Here is a 16890-nt window from a genome sequence, read left to right on the forward strand (position 1 = left end):
CGGCGCGAGGTCAGTCCGTGGTCCTGGCGGCCGACGGCAGCGCGTCGTCGGCCCACGTCTCCGGGGTGCCGACGCGCCAGAGCGGGCGTGCCGCTGCGATGACGGCGACCGTGGCGACGAGCAGCCCCGCGAGCGCCACGAGCGCGGTCCCGATCCCGAACCGGTCGAGCAACCCGGCCCCGACGAGCGGGATCAGGGGTCCGGCGGCGAGCCCGGTCAGTCCCATGATCGAGGCGAGGCGTCCTTGCATCTCGAGCGGGGTGATCGCCGCTGCGTAGCCCGCGAGACCCGCGTTGACGGCCGGGACCAGGAGGACGGCGAGCGGCAGCACGGCCACGTAGGCGGGGTAGGTCTGGAGGGCGGCCATGAGGGTCGCGCCGAGGGCGAGGGTGACCAGTGCGGCGACCGTGAGCGCCCCGGCCCGGACGCGCGCGACGAGCCGCGGTGCGAGCACGGCCCCGACGAGGATGCCCGCACCCACGGCGAGGTCGATGATCCCGATGAGGACGGGGGCGACCCCGGTCCGGACGAGCTCGAGGTTGATCCCGACGAGCAGCCCGCCGAACGCGACGTTGATGACGACGAAGAGGCCCAGGAGCGTCCGGAAGAGCGGGACCGACCAGACGAAGCGCAGCCCCTGGCGCAGCGCCTCGACGGGTCGGGTCGTGCGGGCCTCCGCGGTGTCGCCGTTGAGTGGCTCGCGCACAGCCCACGTGCATGCCGCGGTCGCGGCCGACCCGATCGCCGCTGCGACGAGCGGGACCGCGTGCCCGACGGCGAAGAGCAGGCCGCCGACGGGGCCTGCGAGCAGGCTCGCGACGGCGTCCCGCCCCTGGGACGCGGCGAGCGCGGTCGGGAGCTGGGGGGTCGGGACGACGGAGCGGAAGGCTCCGCTCGTCGCGGGGTCGACGAAGGCTCCCACGACCGAGGCGCCGAACAGCACCAGCGCGAGGTGCCAGGCGGTGAGCGATCCGAGCGCTGCTGCGACGCCCACGGTCACCCAGAGGGCGGCGCCCACGGCGCTCGCGGCGACGATGAGTCGACGCCGGTCGACGCGGTCCGCGACGACGCCGGCCGGCAGCGTCGCGAGCAGGGCCCCGACCTGGCCGACCGCTGCGACGGCTCCGGCCTGGAGGACCGACCCGGTCAGCGAGTAGGCGACGAGCGGGACGGCGAACAGGGCGAGGCCGGCTCCGAGCGACTCGGTCGTCAGCCCGGACATCAGGAGCATGTACGACCGGTTGCGCAGGAGGGGTGGAGCGGGGGAGGGGGCGTCGCCGGGGGGCTCTGGCGAGACGGGTGCTGCGGGTGAGTCGGAGAGCAGGACCGGGTCCGGGGCCGCGGTGTCCGTCGAGGCGCGGGGAGGTGGCGGCGTGCTCTGGGTGGTCGACATGCGACACACCGTAGTCTCGCAACAACTGATGCGCAATGATGATTGCGCAAGTGGTCGTGCGGACGGCGACGGCGTTGCTAGCCTCGGGGGATGCGCGAGACCTTCCACGTCCAGGACCCCACGGCGCTCCGGGCCGTCGCGCACCCCATGCGGCAGCGGATCCTCACCGAGCTCGCGGCCCTCGGGCACGCCCGGGCCGCGGACCTCGCACAGGCGATCGGAGAGCCCGCGAACTCCATCAGCTTTCACCTGCGGGTGCTGGCCAAGGCGGGCATGATCGCCGAGGCACCCGAGCACGCGCGCGACCGGCGCGACCGCGTGTGGACCAACGTCGCCGAGAGGTACGTCGTCGACCCCGGGTCGCCCGAGACGGTCCGGGAGGTCGTCCGCCCGGCACTGGTGTGGGCCGAGCGCCTGTTCGTCGAGGCGAACGACGAGAAGGCCCGGCTGGACGACCGGTTGCTCGCGATCAACGCGCTCGTCCTCACGCCAGGTCTGGCCGCGGAGATGACGCAGGACCTGGCGGACCTGCTCGAACGCTGGGCCGACCGCGCGCTGACCGAGGCCAAGGAGTCGCCCGACCCGGCGCGGCGCGCCTACCAGGTGCTTGCGGTGCTGGCTCCCCACGGGCAGGACAGGAGCGACGACACGCACTGAGGTGCCGTCACGTCGTTGCACGAGGACGCCCGACGGCGGAGCGCACCCGGGTACGTGGGGGTGCTCCGCCGTCGGGCGTCGAGGGCTCTGCGGGCATCTACGGCGCTGCGGCCGTCGCGCCCGGCGCGTCAGCCGAAGATCTCGTCCTCGAGCAGCACCACGTCGTCGAGGCGGTTGCGCACCGACGTCACGCGCCAGCGGTCCGGGAAGAGCGCCAGGTACTCGCCGTCCTCGCGCTGGAGCACCTCGACCCCCGGCTGCTCGTTGAGCTTCGCGACCCAGTCCTTCGTGGTGCGCAGCGCCATCGAGTAGCCCAGGCGGTCGAGCGTCACGGGCGCGTTGAACTCGGTCGCCATACGGTGCTCGGCGACCTCGAACTGCATGGGCCCGACCACGGCCAGGACGGGCGCCTGGTCACCGCGCAGGTCCGAGCGCAGGACCTGGACGACGCCCTCGGCGCCGAGCTGCATGACGCCGCGCTGGAACTGCTTGTAGCGCGAGACGTCCTTGGCGCGCATGACCGCGAAGTGCTCGGGCGCGAACGTCGGCAGGGGCGGGAACTCGACCTTCTTGTCCAGGTACAGCGTGTCGCCCACGCGCAGGCCCGCCGCGTTGACGAGGCCCACGACGTCGCCCGGGTAGGCCGTGTCGACGATCGTGCGCTCGCGCCCGAAGACCTGCTGGGCGTACTTGGTCGCGAACGGCTTGCCCGTGCGGGCCGAGCTCACGACCATGCCGCGCTCGAACACGCCCGAGCAGATGCGCGCGAACGCGAGGCGGTCGCGGTGCGCGGTGTCCATGCCAGCCTGCATCTTGAAGACGAACGCGCTGAAGGGCGCCTCCACGGGACGTGTGTCCTCGTTCACGGTGACGCGCGGCGAGGGGGAGGGGGCGACGTCGACCAGGACGTCGAGCAGCGCGTGGACACCGAAGTTCTGCACGGCCGAGCCGAACAGCACCGGCGTGGTCTGGCCGGCCAGGAACGACTCCTGGTCGTGGTCGCCGTTGGTGTCGGCGAGCAGCTCGGCCTCCTCGACGGCGGTCGTCCAGGCGTCGCCCTCGCGTGTCAGGGCCGCGTCCGGGTCCATGACCTCCTCGGGCGCGATGGTGGTGCCGCCGGCCGTGCGGGTGTAGTGCACGTACTGACCGGTCCGGCGGTCCAGGACACCGCGGAAGTCGCCGCCGACGCCCACGGGCCACGTGAGCGGGGTCGGGACCAGGCCCGTGCGCTCCTGGATCTCGTCCATGAGCTCGAGCGCGTCCTTGCCTGGACGGTCCCACTTGTTGATGACGGTGATGAGGGGGATGCCGCGGTGCTTGCAGACCGCGAAGAGCTTCATGGTCTGGACCTCGAGCCCCTTGGCCGCGTCGACGAGCATCACGGCCGCGTCGACCGCGGACAGCACGCGGTACGTGTCCTCGGAGAAGTCGGCGTGGCCCGGGGTGTCGACCAGGTTGATCATGGCGTCCCGGTAGGTGAACTGCAGCGCGGCCGACGTGATCGAGATCCCGCGGTCCTGCTCCATGTCCATCCAGTCGGACACCGTGCGCTTGCCCGCCTTGCCGTCCGCGCGCCCCGCCTCGCGGATCGCGTTGGCGTGCAGCGCGAGCGCCTCGGTGAGCGTCGACTTGCCCGCGTCCGGGTGGCTGATGACCGCGAACGAGCGGCGGCGCGAGGCCTCCGCGAGGACGGTCGCCCGCTCCTTCGCGGGGCTCGCCGGGGAGGCGGCCGCGGGAGCGGTGGTGCTGGAGGTCGTGGTGGGCTGGTCCGCTGAGGGCACTGGAACGTCCTGTGGCTTCCTGCAGTTTCCTGCGCGATCGAGGTCGAGGGGGTGGGGCGCATCCGCGCGGGACGCAGCACCCAGCTCTCCATTCTCCCGCGAGATCGAGGTCGCGCTGACCACGTGCCGAGAGCCCCGGTCGACTGGCCGCGGCGGGGCCCGCTCACTCCGGCGCAGGGCCGCCCCGGCTGAGCCGGATCTCCTCCAGGTCGAGGCGCGCCTGGACCTGACGCAGGACGGTGTCGTCGATCGCGCGCTGGTCGCGCAGCCGCACGACCGTGTCGCGCTTGCGGGCCAGGAGCGCTAGCCGCAGCTCGGTGTACTCGTCGTCGAGGCGCACCGCGGGGTCCGGCTCGCCGCCCTCGTCGCCCTCCGCGTCCCGGGCGCGCAGCAGCGTCAGGTGCTCCTCGTACTCACCGCGCAGGCGGTCGACGACCGACGGGTCGGTGCCGAGCGCCGCCGCGACGTCGGGCAACGCGTCGAGGGCCTCCTGCGCAGCCGTCTCGTCGGCGAGCCGGCGCTCGCGGGCGACCCCGTCGTCGTCGGGCAGGCGGGCCCACCGGATCGTGGGAGCCAGCAGGAGTCCCTGGACCACGAGCGTCGTCGCGACCACGCCGCACGTGATGAACACGATGAGGTCCCGGTCGGGGAACGGAGCCCCCGAGCTCAGGGTCGCCGGTACGGCGAGCGCCGCGGCGAGCGAGACCGCGCCCCGAAACCCCGCGACGGTGCTGACCGCGCGCGCCCGGTTCGTGACGCGCCGCCCGCGTTGGGAGGGTCGCCGGTCGACGAGCCGGATCGTGTACGCCGAGAGCACGAGGAAGCCGAACCGGACCACGAGGATGACCGCGCACACGACCGCGACCCCGACGACCGCCGTCACGAGGTCCTCCGAGACCAGGTTGCGTACCGCGGACTGCGCCTCGAGCCCCACGAGCACGAACAGCGACGCGTTGATGAGGTACGTCGAGACCGACCAGAACGCGACGGTCTGCTGCCGGGTCACCGCGCGCCCGATCCGCGGCCCGACCTGGCTCATGACCAGCCCGCACACCACCACGGCCAGCACCCCGGACGCCTCGATCAGCTCGGCGAGCAGGTACGCCGTGAACGGGATGAGCAGGACCACGACGTTGCCCAGCAGCGGGTCGTCGATGCGGCGCCTCACCTGGACGGCGAGCCACGCGACGAGCAGACCCACCGCGATGCCGCCCCCGTACGCGAGCACGAACAGCCAGGTCACGTGCCCGGCGCTGAGCGTCTCCTCACCCACGGTCACGCCCACCGCGACGCCGTAGAGCACGAGCGCGGTGCCGTCGTTGACGAGGCTCTCGGCCCGCAGGACCGTGACCGTGCGTCGGGGCAGCGCCCGCGCGAGGACCCCGACGGCGGTCGCGTCGGTCGGCGCGACCGCCGCCCCGAGCACCCACGCGGGTCCCCAGGGCAGGCCCAGCGCATGGGCCGCCGCGGCGACCGCGGCAGCCGTCACGACCACGAGCAGCGTGCTCGTCAGCACGATCCCGCGCAGCGTCGCGCGGATCTCCCGCAGCGAGATGGTGATGGCCTCCCAGTAGAGGAGCACCGGGAGGAACACCAGCAGCATGAGCTCGGGCGGCAGGTGCACCTGCCGCAGCGCCGGGACGAACCCGAGCGCGATCCCCGCGACGAGCAGCAGGATCGGGTCCGCGACCCGGGTGCGGCGCGCGAGGATCCCGCACACGACGATGACGACGCCGAGGACGACGACGAGCTCGAGCCCGATCACGGCCTCCTCCTCTCGGCTCCGTCGGCAGTCCGGCGTCCCGGCCGCCGGTACCCCGTGCTACTTCGCCGTCGGGACCGGGTGCCCCTCCGAGGCCTGCACGACGACGATGCCGCGCCCCGTGAGACCGAGCTGGTACGCCTCGCCCGACCCGCGGCCGATCGCGGCCGAGAGCTTCGCGGTCTTGCGGATCGTGGACGTGAGAGAGCTCGACCACAGGACCGCGGCCTGCATGTCGACGTACGTGGGCTCGTCGACGTCGAGGACCACGGGTGTCCCGTACGCCGTCACGGCGAGCGAACCCGTCCCCGTGAACGTCGTGTTGAAGAGGCCGCCGCTCATCATGGACGCGCCCTCGACACGGTTGATGTCCCAGGTCAGGGTGCTCTCGAACGCGAGGACGTTCGACCCGTTGACCGTGACGGCCTCGTCCTCCAGGTGCAGGACGAACACCTGGTCCGCGTCCTGCGCGAGGAAGACGTCGCCGCTGCCCGAGACCTTCATGAGGGACATGCCCTCGCCCGTGAAGGCCTTCTTGAACATCTTGGCGACGCCGCCCGAGCCCTCGTACGCGAAGTCGACGTCACCCTGGTAGGCGACCATCGAGCCCTGACGGGCGTAGAAGAACCCGCCCGTGCCCGCGAGGTCGACCTTGAGCATGCGGTCGTTCTGCAGCTGGAAGCTCCCCGGTTCGCCCGGCTGTTCGACGTGGTTCATGAGTGTGCTGCGCATGGCACCGATCATCCGGCAACGGGGCCGCCCGTGCACGCGTCAGCGCCCGACGATCGTCGTCACGACGTCCGTCACGGCCGGTCGGCGCGGCGTGGAACCGAACCCGAACCGGACGGGCGGGTCGACGTCCCGCAGGTCCCCGAGCGGCTCGCCGGCCCACTCGGTGCAGGCGCCGGTGATCTCGTGCACGTCCGTGGCGCCGTAGTGCTCGACCCGGCCGGGTCCGGCGCTCCCACGCGTCCGGACACCGCGGAGGAGGACCCGAGCGACCGGGTCGGTGAGGACCGTCGTCCGGTGGGAGGCCGCGACCCGCCGGGGCACCACGCGCAGTACGCCGCCGAGCACCGTCCGGCGCCCGACGCCGACCCACGCCTCGAGCGGCCCGGCGACCACGTGCCAGTCCTCGGACACGGCGACGGGGCACACCTCGACCCGGTCGAAGCGATACGTCGTCGCGACGAGGTCCGCGACCTGGTGCGACGGGGCGAGAAGGACGCGCTCGCCGTCGGGCCGCTCCACCATGACGTCGGCGAACGCGCCGAACGGGGACACGTCCCACCTGCCGACGACCAGTCGGGTCCCCGACGTCGTGCCCCAACCGGCGATGCGGCCGCGGAACCGCTGGATGCTCGACATCCACCGAACCCTAGATCGCCGGAGCGACCCCGGTCGAGAAGAACGCCGCGACGACCGCTACGGCGGTCACGAGCACGAACGCCACGAACAGGGCGCGTCCCGTCCCCGGGCGCAGGGCCCACGGCCGACGGCGCACGACCAGCAGGAGCACGAGCGCCCCGAGGACGACGACCGCCGCGACCACGGCGGCGGCCGTCCGGGTGCTCTGCGCCGGGCAGGGAGGTGTCATGACGAAGGAACCGTCCGGTCCACCCCCGGCCAGGGCGCACACGACCTCGAGGTTGGCGCTCCACACCAGCACCACCAGCGCGGCCGCGGCCAGCAGCACGGCGCGCAGGACCGGGTGGGCCGGGCGGGCCTGCGCGGTGGGCGCCATCGGGTGTGCTGCCCCGGAGGGGCTGGTCGCGACCTCGTCGTCGGGCATCGCAGCAGTCTGGCAAGTCCGACCCGATCCCGCCAGGCCCGACGGCGCCACGCCCGTCCCGCATGCGACCGGCGCGCCGCCGACACCACGGGCCTACCGGAGAGACCATGACGGGATGAGTGCTGACAGCGAGGTCGCCGGCCGGGTACGGGTCGTGACGGGCAAGGGCGCGGTCGAGGGGACGGTCGCGGACGGCGTCGAGCGGTTCCTCGGGGTGCCGTACGCGGCGCCGCCCTTCCGTGACCGTCGCTTCGCCGCGCCCCGTCCGGTCGAGCCCTGGGCCGGGGTGCGGGACGCGACCCGGTACGGGGCCACGTCCCCGCAGTCTCCGTACCCGGGTGCGCTCGGCGAGCTGCTGCCGACCGTGACGATCGACGGCGAGGACGTCCTGCACGTCAACGTGTGGACCCCGGCGCAGCGGGGCACCGAGCTGCTGCCCGTGCTCGTGTGGATGCACGGCGGGTCGCTCGCGCACGGGTCGAACGCGCTGGCGGGCTACGACGGGACGCGGTTCGCGCAGGACGGCGTCGTGTTCGTCGGGGTCAACTACCGGCTCGGCGCCGAGGGGTTCTCGGTGCTCGACGGTGCGCCGCGCAACCTGGGCCTGGCCGACCAGCTCGCGGCGCTCGCCTGGGTCCAGGACGAGGTCGCGGCGTTCGGCGGCGATCCGCGGCGCGTGACGCTCGCAGGCCAGTCGGCGGGCGGGAACACGGTCTCGGCGATCCTGGCGCACCCCTCGGCGCCGGGGCTCGTCGCGCGCGCGATCGTGCAGAGCGGACCGCTGTCCGCGCAGCCGGCAGCCCGGGCAGGGCGCATCACGCGCGCCATGGGCAAGGACCTCGCCGTCCCGACGACGCGCGAGGGGTTCGCGACCGTCCTGCCCGAGGCGCTGGTCGCCTCGCAGGACCGCGTCACGGCCGGGGCGACCCCGCTCACGGGAGGACCGGGGTTCGCGTTGTGCCTCGACGACGACCTGGTGCCCCGCACTCCCGAGGACGCGCTCGTGGCGGGGGCCGGGCGCGAGATCCCGCTGCTCGTCGGCGCCACGACCGAGGAGTACCGCCTCTGGTTCGTCCCCACGGGGCTGCTCGGTACGTTCAGGCGCCTGCACCTGGCGGTGGCCCGTCGCAAGGTCGGGATCTCGGCACGGGCAGTCCGGCTGTTCCGCCGCAACCGCCCCGGGGCGCCCGTGGGGGCCGTCCTCGGGGCGCTCGCCACGGACGTCCTGCTGCGCGTCCCGCTCCAGCGGGTCGCCGACGCCCGCCGGTCCGCGGGAGCCGAGACCTACGTGTACGAGTTCGCCTGGCGCAGCCCGGTCGCGGACCTCGGGGCGGCCCACGCCGTCGAGCTGGGGTTCGTGTTCGACGGCCTGGCGACGCCGGACTCGCGGGCGCTCGCCGGGCCCGAGGCCCCGCAGTCGCTCGCGACCTCGATGCACTCCGCCTGGGTCGCGTTCGCGACGACGGGCGACCCGGGTTGGCAGCACTGGGACGAGACCCGCCCCGTGCGGGTCTTCGACGGCGAGGGCGACCCCGTGGTCCTCGCACCGCGCGACGACGAACGGGCTGCGCTCGACCGTCGGTAGACGGTGGGAGGGCCCTGGGGTCGGCCCGCGACAGAGGTCTACGCGAGGACGAGCTCCTCGCCGTCCGTCGCGTGCTCGGCCATCGCGACGCTGCGGACCGTCGGGTCGTCGTAGGTGTTCCAGTAGTACGTCGCGGTCCGCGAGGAGAAGAGCCCGGTGTAGATCGTGATCTCGAACTCGCCCGAGCCCATCGCGGCGCACCCGTCGACCATCGCGACCTGCTGCAGCGTGTGGAAGGCCCGGGAGACGTTCTCCTCCTCGGTCCCCTTGGTCCGGTAGTGGGCGTTGACGTACGCGGCACGGACGAACCGGGAGGGCGAGTAGTAGTCCCCGGGGATGCCGCGCATGTGCGAGCCCGAGCCGAACGGGGTGAGGTGCGCCCTGCCCAGCTGGGTCTCCTGGGGGAACTCGGGCGAGGTGTTGAGGTAGTTGCGCAGGTTCTCGTGGTGCCAGGCGAACCCGGGCTGGTTCGTCAGGACGTCGACGTCGTCGTCGAAGACCTGCATGCCCTCGCTGGTGTGCTCCACCACGATGGCGCGCTTCCCGTCAGCGATGATCCAGTGGAGCAGCGAGCTCGGGTACTTGTCGTTGATCGGCTTGTCGACGATGACCACGTCCGCGAGCGCTGCCTCGACCTCGTCCACGCTCGCGAACTGGGAGCTCACCCACAGGGGGAACTCGTACGCGGCGACGTTGACCGCGCCGTCGACGGGGCCGGGGGCGTAGGCCGCGTACCCCGGGAAGTTGAGCCCTGCGACGGCCAGGCCCGCGTCGTTGCCGCAGTCGAAGTAGAGCGGCGTGCTCTCCTCCACGATGCCCATGCCGATGGTCGCGTGCTTGATGCCGGACACCGCGCCGAACGGGGACCTCGGCGCGTAGCCCGTGGGCGTCAGCACCACCTGCTCACCGTAACCGCTGGTCCAGTCGAGGTTTCGTGCGAGATAGGTGCTGCCCTGACCGTCCGAGAACCTGATGCCTGTGCACATGCCGATGCCTCTTTCGTCGTGGTTGCCACGTGAGGCGTGCGCGGTTCGCCGAGCCACCGCGTCGTGCCCCCTTCCTCCCATCGTCGTGCCGGCGTGACGATCGTGCTCGGTGGGGCCGGTTCCGCTCCTCGGCTCGTCGACCGGCCGTCGACGCCGACGACTTGGTCGATCCGCCCACCCGGGGGAATGATCGACCCATGCTCACCCTCACCGGAGCCGCCGGCTCGCGCATCGTCGGGATCGGCCACCACCAGCCCGAGCGGACGCTCACCAACGACGACATCGCCCAGCTGGTCGAGACCAACGACGAGTGGATCCGGTCCCGTACGGGCATCGTGACGCGGCACGTCGCGGCCGAGGACGAGACCGTGGCCGACATGGCCACCGCGGCCGCCCGGCACGCCCTGCAGGACGCCGGCGTCGCGGCGAGCGAGGTCGACATGGTCATCGTCGCGACGGCCACGGCGCGCGACCGCTCGCCCAACACCGCGGGCCGCGTGGCGTACAACCTGCGCACGGGCGTCATGCCCGGTCAGTCCACGCCCGAGGAGGAGGACGCACCCGACCTGCGCGGCGTCGTCGGGCCCGTGATCCTGGACGTCAACGTCGCGTGCTCGGGCTTCGCGCACGCCTTGGCGCTCGCGGACCAGGCGATCCGCACGGGCTCCGCGACCACGGCCCTCGTGATCGGCGCCGAGAAGCTCACCGACTTCACCGACTGGACCGACCGGGTGACGTGCATCCTCACGGCCGACGGCGCGGGCGCGTTCGTGGTGCAGGGCACCGACACCCCGGGGATCGGACCCGTCGCGTGGGGCTCGGAGCCCGAGCTGACCCCGGCCGTGCTCATCGAGGCCCCGGACGAGAAGTTCGTGCAGGACGGGCGCGCGGTGTTCCGCTGGGCCATCACGCGCGCGGCGGACCGGGCGCGCGCCGCGGTCGAGAAGTCGGGCTTGACGCTCGACGACATCGAGGTGCTCGTCGCGCACCAGGCGAACCTGCGCATCATCGAGCCGCTCGCCAAGGCGCTGGGCCTCGAGGACAAGGTCGTCGTCACGGACATCACGGAGTCGGGCAACACGTCGGCCGCGAGCATCCCGCTGGGCCTGTCGAAGTGGTGGCACTCGGGCAAGATCCCGGCGGGGGTGCCCGCGTTGCTCATCGGCTTCGGCGGCGGCTTCGCGTGGGCCGGGCAGGTCGTGCAGACGCCCACGCGCTGATCCGCCCGCCGAGACGGCCGTGCCCCCGCGTGCCACGCTGGGCGCATGGCTGGTGACGCGCGCGTGCGCCGCCTGCGCCGCGAGGCGTGGGGGTTCGTCGTCGGGTCGGCGTGCTTCCTGGTCGGCGCGGTGCCGTTCTACGCGCAGGCCGTGGGTCCCGTCGTCGTCGGTGTGACGTTCTGCGTGGGCTCGGTCTTCTTCACGCTCGCGGCGGCGATCCAGCTCAGCCTCAGCGGTCGCCGAGTGCCGCGTCGGGGCACGCTCCCGGCCGACCGGTGGGACTGGTGGGCCGCGGCGGTCCAGCTCGTCGGGACCCTCTTCTTCAACATCAGCACCGCGGCCGCCCTGGGGGCGGCGATCGCGGACCCCGCGCGCCTGGGCGCGGGCTGGCGGCCCGACGCCTACGGGTCGGTCGCGTTCCTCGTCGCGAGCGCGTTCGCGGTCGTCGCGACCCGGGACCGGGGCCACCTGTGGGACGCGGACGCGCGCACGTGGCACGGGACGTGGCTCAACCTCGTGGGGTCGGTCGCGTTCGGCGCGTCGGCCGTGGGGGCGTACGTGGTGCCGCAGACGGACTCGCTCGTGAGCGCGTTCTGGGCGAACCTCGGCACGCTCCTGGGGGCGGTGTGCTTCCTGGTCGCGGCGCTGCTGTCGCGCCGCACGATCGACGCCCCGGCTCCTGCGGCGTCGCGCGGTCCGCGTCCTGCGCCCTGAGCGCGGCTAGCGGGGGGTGCGGGCCCGTGTCGAGGACGCGGCGTCCATGCCCTGCACGACGACGGCGCACCGGTCCTCGTCGTGGGTCGCCCCGTCGGCGGCGCGGTCGAGGAGGCGGCGCAGGGTCGCACGCTCGGCGGCGTCGAGGCCTCCGAGCAGGTCCTCCTCGGCGGCGGAGACGCGGGCGTCGAGGTCGGCGAGGACCTCGCGTCCCTTGGCGGTCGCGACGATGCGACGGGTCCGACGGTCGGTCGGGTCGGCCTGCCGCTCGACGAGGTCGCAGCCGACGTACTTGTCGATGAGGTAGGTCATGACGGTCCGGTCGATGCCGAGGCGCGCGGCGAGCGCGGCCTGGCTGGGCGGGGTGTCGTGCACGACGGCGGAGAGCACCTGGTAGCAGCGTGTCCCGTCGGGCAGGTCCTCGGCGAGCGAGTCGACCCGTGCGCTCCACTCGCGCAGGAGCGCGGTGAGCGGCCAGCCGAGGGGGCTGGGGGTGCGGGTGGTGTCCGGCGTCGTGAGGGTCACGGGACCAGGATACATCGGAATGATCTCGATGGAAGATGAGTTGCTGGTGATATCGTCTGTCACTCAGACGATCTTTGGAGACGACCGCCGCCCCCGCGGCACACGGAGCGCGCACGCATGACGGACTACGGCCACGACCTCATCCTCGGGACCTTCCTGACCCCGCAGAACAGCGACCCGCAGGCGCCCGTGCGCCTCGCGCAGATCACCGAGAACGCGGGGCTCGACCTCGTGACCTTCCAGGACCACCCCTACCAGGCGGGGTTCCTCGACACCTGGACCCTCATGACCTGGGTCGCCGCGGCGACCGAGCGCGTGCACGTCGCGGGCAACGTCCTCAACCTGCCGCTGCGCCCGCCGGCCGTCCTGGCGCGCGCTGCCGCGAGCCTCGACCTGCTCTCGGGCGGGCGGTACGCCATGGGGCTGGGGGCGGGTGCGTTCTGGGACGCGATCGAGGCCATGGGCACGCCGCGCCTGACGCCGGGCGAGGCGGTCACGGCCCTCGACGAGGCCGTCGACATCATCCGCGGCATCTGGGACACGAGCGACCGCACGCCCCTGCGCGTGCACGGCACGCACCACCAGGTCGACGGCGCCAAGCGCGGCCCGGCCCCCGCGCACGACATCCCGATCTGGATCGGCGCCGTCAAGCCGCGCATGCAGCGGCTCATCGGCCGCAAGGGCGACGGCTGGCTGCCGTCCCTGTCATACCTCCAGCCCGGCGACCTCGCCAAGGGCAACGCGGTGATCGACGAGGCCGCGGTCGCGGCCGGACGCGACCCGAGCGCGGTGCGCCGCATGGTCAACGTCAACGGCAGGTTCACCCCGAGCCGCCTGGGCTACCTCCAGGGCCCCGTCGAGCAGTGGGTCGAGGAGCTCGGCAACCTCGCGCTCGAGGACGGCGTCTCCGGGTTCGTCCTCGCGACCGACGACCCGCGCGAGATCCAGGTCTTCGGCGAGGAGGTCGCCCCGGCGCTGCGCGAGCTCGTCGCGGCCGAGCGCCGGTCGGTCGGCACGGCTCCCGCCGGTCGCCGTCGCGGCGCCCTCGCGCTGGCGGCCCGCCGCGACGGGATCGACTACGACGGCCTGCCCGACTCGTTGACCGAGCGCGCCGTCGAGCCGGGCGACCGCGCCTACGACACGGTCCGCCACACCTACATGCGCTCGGGTGCCCCGGGCATCGTGCTGCGCCCGCGCACCGCGGACGAGGTCGCCGAGGCCGTCGTCTGGGCCGGCGAGCAGGGCGTGCCGCTCGCGGTCCGCTCGGCGGGCCACGGCATCAGCGGTCGCTCGACCAACGACGGCGGCGTGCTGCTCGACGTCGGGGCCCTGGACCAGGTCACCGTGCCCGACGACGGCTCGCACCGCGTGCGCCTGGGTGCGGGCGGGACGTGGGGCCAGGTCGCCGAGGCGCTCTCCCCGCACGGCCTCGCGATCAGCTCGGGCGACTCGGGCGGCGTGGGCGTCGGCGGCCTCGCCACGACGGGCGGCATCGGCCTCCTGGGCCGCAAGCACGGCCTGACGATCGACCACGTGGTCGCGGCGGAGATCGTGACCGCGGACGGTCGGGTGCGCGTCGTCGACGCCGAGGACGACCCCGAGCTCTTCTGGGCCCTGCGCGGCGCGGGCGGCAACATGGGCGTCGTGACCTGGGTCGACGTCGAGGCGACGCCCGTGACCGACCTCGTCTACTCGACCATGGTGCTCGACGCGTCGGACACCGCGGGACTGCTCGAGCGCTGGGCCGCGACGGTCGAGTCGGCGCCGCGCGAGCTCACGAGCTTCCTGCACATGAGCGGGGCTCGCGGCGGACGTGGCCCCATGGCCCAGCTCATGACCGTGTGGGCCGACGACGACACGGGGGCAGCGATCCGCGCGCTCGAGTCCCTCGCCGACTCGGCCCCTCTGCTCGACCACCAGGCCGTGCTGACGCCGTACTCGGGCATCGTGCGCCGGGCCGACGCCCAGCACTCGGGCGGCGGAGAGCCCGGCTCGCGCTCGGGCCTGATCGAGCACGTCGACCAGGCCACGGCCCGCGACCTCGCCCGCTTCCTCGACGGCGGCGGCGCGCAGCTCCTCCAGCTCCGCGCGGTCGGCGGGGCGGTCAACGACGTCGCGCCCGACGCGACGGCGTACGCGCACCGCACGCAGAACTTCTCGGTCGCGGCCTTCGGGTCGCGCCGCGGACCCGGCGGGATCGACGGCGCGTGGGACGAGCTCGTGCACCCGCACACCGACGGGCTCTACCTGTCGTTCGAGACCGACCCGCGTCCAGAGCGCCTGCGTGAGGCGTTCCCCGAGCCGACGCTCTCGCGCCTGCGTCAGGTCAAGCGTCAGGTCGACCCGACGAACCTGTTCTCGGCGAACTTCCCGATCCCGCCGGCGGACGCCTGAGTTCCTGCGGGTCGCTCCTGACTGCGAGCGGCCCGCAGACCGCCGTGGGGGGCTGGGTGCAGAATGGCAGCATGCCTCTCGCACCCCGCTACCTCGCCGCCGACGACCGCTACGAGTCCATGACGTACCGGCGATCCGGTCGCAGCGGCCTCGCCCTGCCCGCGCTGTCGCTGGGCCTCTGGCACAACTTCGGCGACGTCAACCCGTTCGACAACCAGCGCGCGATCCTGCGCCGCGCGTTCGACCTGGGGATCACGCACTTCGACCTCGCGAACAACTACGGCCCGCCCTACGGCTCGGCCGAGGAGAACTTCGGGCGCCACCTCGCGCGCGACCTGCGGCCCTACCGCGACGAGCTCGTGATCTCGAGCAAGGCCGGGTACGACATGTGGCCCGGCCCCTACGGCGACGGCGGCTCGCGCAAGTACCTGCTGTCCTCGCTCGACCAGTCCCTCGCTCGCATGGGCCTCGACTACGTCGACATCTTCTACTCGCACCGGTTCGACCCCACGGTCCCGCTCGAGGAGACCATGGGCGCGCTCCACACGGCCGTGGTGAGCGGGCGGGCGCTGTACGTCGGCGTCTCCAATTACTCGCCGTCCCAGACCCGCGAGGCCGCGCAGATCCTCGCCGACCTCGGCACGCCCCTGCTCATCCACCAGCCCAGCTACTCGATGTTCAACCGGCACGTCGAGCTGCCCGAGGCCGGGCACGACGACGGCGAGAACCTGCTCGACGTCGTCGAGGACCTCGGCGTCGGGACCATCGTCTTCTCGCCCCTCCAGCAGGGCCTGCTCACGGACCGCTACCTCTCGGGCGAGGTGCCCGCGGACTCGCGCGCCGCCGTCGGGCACTTCCTCAAGCCCGCCGCCATCTCCGAGACGTACCTCGAGCGCGCCCGTGCGCTGAACGAGATCGCGGCCGGGCGCGGTCAGTCGCTCGCGCAGCTCGCGCTGAGCTGGGTCCTGCGCGACGAGCGCATCACGTCGGCGCTCGTCGGGGCGAGCAGCGTCGCGCAGCTCGAGAACAACGTCGCGGCGCTCGACGCTCCCGCGCTCACGGCCGAGGAGATCGCGGCGATCGAGCCGTTCGCCATCGACGGCACGACGCGCTGAGCCCACCCGCTCGACCCGGCGGCGGTACCCGAGGTCGGTCAGGCGCGTGCCTGACCGACCTCGGGCGCGGCACCGAGGTGCTCAGCTCCAGCGCTGGACCGCGAGCGGCGCGGCCTCCGCGAGCTCACGGACCACGGGGTGCTCGCTCTCCGCGAGGACCTGCTGCAGCGGACCGGACTCGACGAACTCGCCGTCGACCAGCAGGTGCGCCGACGACGTCATGCGGTGCACGAGCTCGAGGTCGTGCGACACCAGGAGCACGCCCGTGCCGAGCCGCGTGGCCGTCTCCTTGACCCGCCCGGCGATCTCGCCGCGCATGGTCGGGTCGAGCGCCGTGAGCGGCTCGTCGAGGAGCAGCACGTCGGGTCGCGTCGCGAGCGCACGGGCCATGGCCACGCGCTGACGCTCGCCGCCCGACAGCGTGCGCAGCGGGCGGTCCGCGTAGCGGTGCTCGAGGGCGACGAGGTCCAGGAGGTCCTCGATCGACTGCCCCGAGGGGCGCCCGCCCTTGCGTGCGTCGGTGAGCCCCGACTTGAGCACGTGCGTCACGGTGCTCGCGGGGTCGATGCCCGGCAGGCCGTCCTGCGACACGCGTCGCACCGCGGCCTTGAACGTCTTCTTGTCGCGCCGTCCGAGGCGCGTCACGGTCCGTCCGCCCCACGTCACGGCCCCGCTCGAGGGCTTGACCTCGCCCAGCAGCGCGCTCACGAGCGTCGACTTCCCGACGCCCGACGGGCCGACGATCCCCACGGGCTCCTGCCCCGCCGCGAGCTCGATCGAGACGCCGCGCAGGACGTCCTCGCCGCCGTGCCCGGCCCAGAGGTCGCGCGCCTGCAGGATGTGGGTGGTCGTCATGCCCGGTCCTTCCGAGGGTGGGTCAACCAGATCAGGGGCGTGGGTGTCCCCGGTGGTCCAACGAACGACGGTACCCGCGTTCTCCCGGTGGACGGTGCGTCGCGGGTCACA

Annotated in this window: 15 protein-coding genes; 6 read left to right on the forward strand and 9 right to left on the reverse strand. The window is 73.4% G+C overall.

What is annotated here, in order from left to right; translation table 11 throughout:
- Nucleotides 1–10: 10 nt before the first annotated feature.
- Nucleotides 11–1393: an MFS transporter gene (locus JOD48_RS04325; RefSeq protein WP_204807662.1), complete on the reverse strand. Its 1383-nt coding sequence runs from the start codon at nt 1391–1393 to the stop codon at nt 11–13.
- A 90-nt stretch (nt 1394–1483) separates the two neighbouring features.
- On the opposite strand from JOD48_RS04325, the gene JOD48_RS04330 reads away from it, so the two are divergent.
- Entirely contained in the window at nt 1484–2050 is a 567-nt protein-coding gene (locus JOD48_RS04330) for an ArsR/SmtB family transcription factor (protein ID WP_191791833.1), read from the forward strand.
- Nucleotides 2051–2178: 128 nt separating this feature from the next.
- Here JOD48_RS04330 and JOD48_RS04335 read toward each other — a convergent pair whose 3' ends face one another.
- The 5 genes from JOD48_RS04335 to JOD48_RS04355 all read right to left on the reverse strand — a co-directional run bounded on the left by JOD48_RS04335 (nt 2179) and on the right by JOD48_RS04355 (nt 7385).
- On the reverse strand, nt 2179–3831 hold the full coding sequence (locus tag JOD48_RS04335; protein ID WP_191791834.1) for a peptide chain release factor 3: 1653 nt from the start codon (nt 3829–3831) through the stop codon (nt 2179–2181).
- 163 nt (nt 3832–3994) lie between these two features.
- Nucleotides 3995–5596 carry a Na+/H+ antiporter gene (locus JOD48_RS04340; RefSeq protein ID WP_204807716.1) on the reverse strand — a complete coding sequence of 534 codons (1602 nt, stop codon included), beginning with the start codon at nt 5594–5596 and terminating at the stop codon, nt 3995–3997.
- 57 nt (nt 5597–5653) lie between these two features.
- Complete coding sequence (locus JOD48_RS04345; RefSeq protein WP_191791836.1) at nt 5654–6325, reverse strand: AIM24 family protein; 672 nt, start codon at nt 6323–6325, stop codon at nt 5654–5656.
- A gap of 39 nt (nt 6326–6364) precedes the next feature.
- Nucleotides 6365–6961, reverse strand: a complete 597-nt coding sequence (locus JOD48_RS04350) for a hypothetical protein (protein ID WP_204807730.1) — start codon at nt 6959–6961, stop codon at nt 6365–6367.
- A gap of 10 nt (nt 6962–6971) precedes the next feature.
- Nucleotides 6972–7385 carry a hypothetical protein gene (locus JOD48_RS04355; protein ID WP_191791838.1) on the reverse strand — a complete coding sequence of 138 codons (414 nt, stop codon included), beginning with the start codon at nt 7383–7385 and terminating at the stop codon, nt 6972–6974.
- A gap of 115 nt (nt 7386–7500) precedes the next feature.
- On the opposite strand from JOD48_RS04355, the gene JOD48_RS04360 reads away from it, so the two are divergent.
- A complete protein-coding gene (locus tag JOD48_RS04360; RefSeq protein WP_204807733.1) occupies nt 7501–8970 on the forward strand; it encodes a carboxylesterase/lipase family protein in 1470 nt (489 codons plus the stop codon).
- Nucleotides 8971–9008: 38 nt separating this feature from the next.
- Here JOD48_RS04360 and bsh read toward each other — a convergent pair whose 3' ends face one another.
- A complete protein-coding gene (gene bsh, locus JOD48_RS04365; RefSeq protein ID WP_191791840.1) occupies nt 9009–9956 on the reverse strand; it encodes a choloylglycine hydrolase in 948 nt (315 codons plus the stop codon).
- Between the two features lie 197 nt (nt 9957–10153).
- Here bsh and JOD48_RS04370 point away from each other — a divergent pair, with 197 nt between their 5' ends.
- Nucleotides 10154–11176: a beta-ketoacyl-ACP synthase III gene (locus JOD48_RS04370; RefSeq protein ID WP_191796437.1), complete on the forward strand. Its 1023-nt coding sequence runs from the start codon at nt 10154–10156 to the stop codon at nt 11174–11176.
- Between the two features lie 45 nt (nt 11177–11221).
- Nucleotides 11222–11890, forward strand: coding sequence for a YrhK family protein (locus tag JOD48_RS04375; RefSeq protein ID WP_191791842.1), 669 nt, complete (start codon nt 11222–11224; stop codon nt 11888–11890).
- Nucleotides 11891–11896: 6 nt separating this feature from the next.
- On the opposite strand, the gene JOD48_RS04380 is transcribed toward JOD48_RS04375, so the two are convergent.
- Entirely contained in the window at nt 11897–12415 is a 519-nt protein-coding gene (locus tag JOD48_RS04380) for a MarR family winged helix-turn-helix transcriptional regulator (protein ID WP_307823964.1), read from the reverse strand.
- 117 nt (nt 12416–12532) lie between these two features.
- On the opposite strand from JOD48_RS04380, the gene JOD48_RS04385 reads away from it, so the two are divergent.
- Nucleotides 12533–14809, forward strand: coding sequence for an LLM class flavin-dependent oxidoreductase (locus JOD48_RS04385; protein WP_204807737.1), 2277 nt, complete (start codon nt 12533–12535; stop codon nt 14807–14809).
- A 71-nt stretch (nt 14810–14880) separates the two neighbouring features.
- The gene (mgrA, locus tag JOD48_RS04390; protein WP_191791845.1) at nt 14881–15924 is read left to right on the forward strand and encodes an L-glyceraldehyde 3-phosphate reductase; all 1044 of its coding nucleotides are present in this window, start codon (nt 14881–14883) and stop codon (nt 15922–15924) included.
- 81 nt (nt 15925–16005) lie between these two features.
- Here mgrA and JOD48_RS04395 read toward each other — a convergent pair whose 3' ends face one another.
- Complete coding sequence (locus JOD48_RS04395) at nt 16006–16779, reverse strand: ABC transporter ATP-binding protein (RefSeq protein ID WP_191791846.1); 774 nt, start codon at nt 16777–16779, stop codon at nt 16006–16008.
- Between the last annotated feature and the right edge of the window lie 111 nt (nt 16780–16890).

The organism is Oerskovia paurometabola, assembly GCF_016907365.1.
GTDB classification, from domain to species: domain Bacteria; phylum Actinomycetota; class Actinomycetes; order Actinomycetales; family Cellulomonadaceae; genus Oerskovia; species Oerskovia paurometabola.

What these genes read in the sequence shown, in the direction of transcription:
- JOD48_RS04325 (WP_204807662.1), bottom strand. Translation starts at nt 1,393, where the DNA reads ATGTCGACCACCCAGAGCACGCCGCCACCTCCCCGCGCCTCGACGGAC.
- JOD48_RS04330 (WP_191791833.1), top strand. Translation starts at nt 1,484, where the DNA reads ATGCGCGAGACCTTCCACGTCCAGGACCCCACGGCGCTCCGGGCCGTC.
- JOD48_RS04345 (WP_191791836.1), bottom strand. Translation starts at nt 6,325, where the DNA reads ATGCGCAGCACACTCATGAACCACGTCGAACAGCCGGGCGAACCGGGG.
- JOD48_RS04350 (WP_204807730.1), bottom strand. Translation starts at nt 6,961, where the DNA reads ATGTCGAGCATCCAGCGGTTCCGCGGCCGCATCGCCGGTTGGGGCACG.
- JOD48_RS04355 (WP_191791838.1), bottom strand. Translation starts at nt 7,385, where the DNA reads ATGCCCGACGACGAGGTCGCGACCAGCCCCTCCGGGGCAGCACACCCG.
- JOD48_RS04360 (WP_204807733.1), top strand. Translation starts at nt 7,501, where the DNA reads ATGAGTGCTGACAGCGAGGTCGCCGGCCGGGTACGGGTCGTGACGGGC.
- bsh (WP_191791840.1), bottom strand. Translation starts at nt 9,956, where the DNA reads ATGTGCACAGGCATCAGGTTCTCGGACGGTCAGGGCAGCACCTATCTC.
- JOD48_RS04370 (WP_191796437.1), top strand. Translation starts at nt 10,154, where the DNA reads ATGCTCACCCTCACCGGAGCCGCCGGCTCGCGCATCGTCGGGATCGGC.
- JOD48_RS04375 (WP_191791842.1), top strand. Translation starts at nt 11,222, where the DNA reads ATGGCTGGTGACGCGCGCGTGCGCCGCCTGCGCCGCGAGGCGTGGGGG.
- JOD48_RS04385 (WP_204807737.1), top strand. Translation starts at nt 12,533, where the DNA reads ATGACGGACTACGGCCACGACCTCATCCTCGGGACCTTCCTGACCCCG.
- mgrA (WP_191791845.1), top strand. Translation starts at nt 14,881, where the DNA reads ATGCCTCTCGCACCCCGCTACCTCGCCGCCGACGACCGCTACGAGTCC.
- JOD48_RS04395 (WP_191791846.1), bottom strand. Translation starts at nt 16,779, where the DNA reads ATGACGACCACCCACATCCTGCAGGCGCGCGACCTCTGGGCCGGGCAC.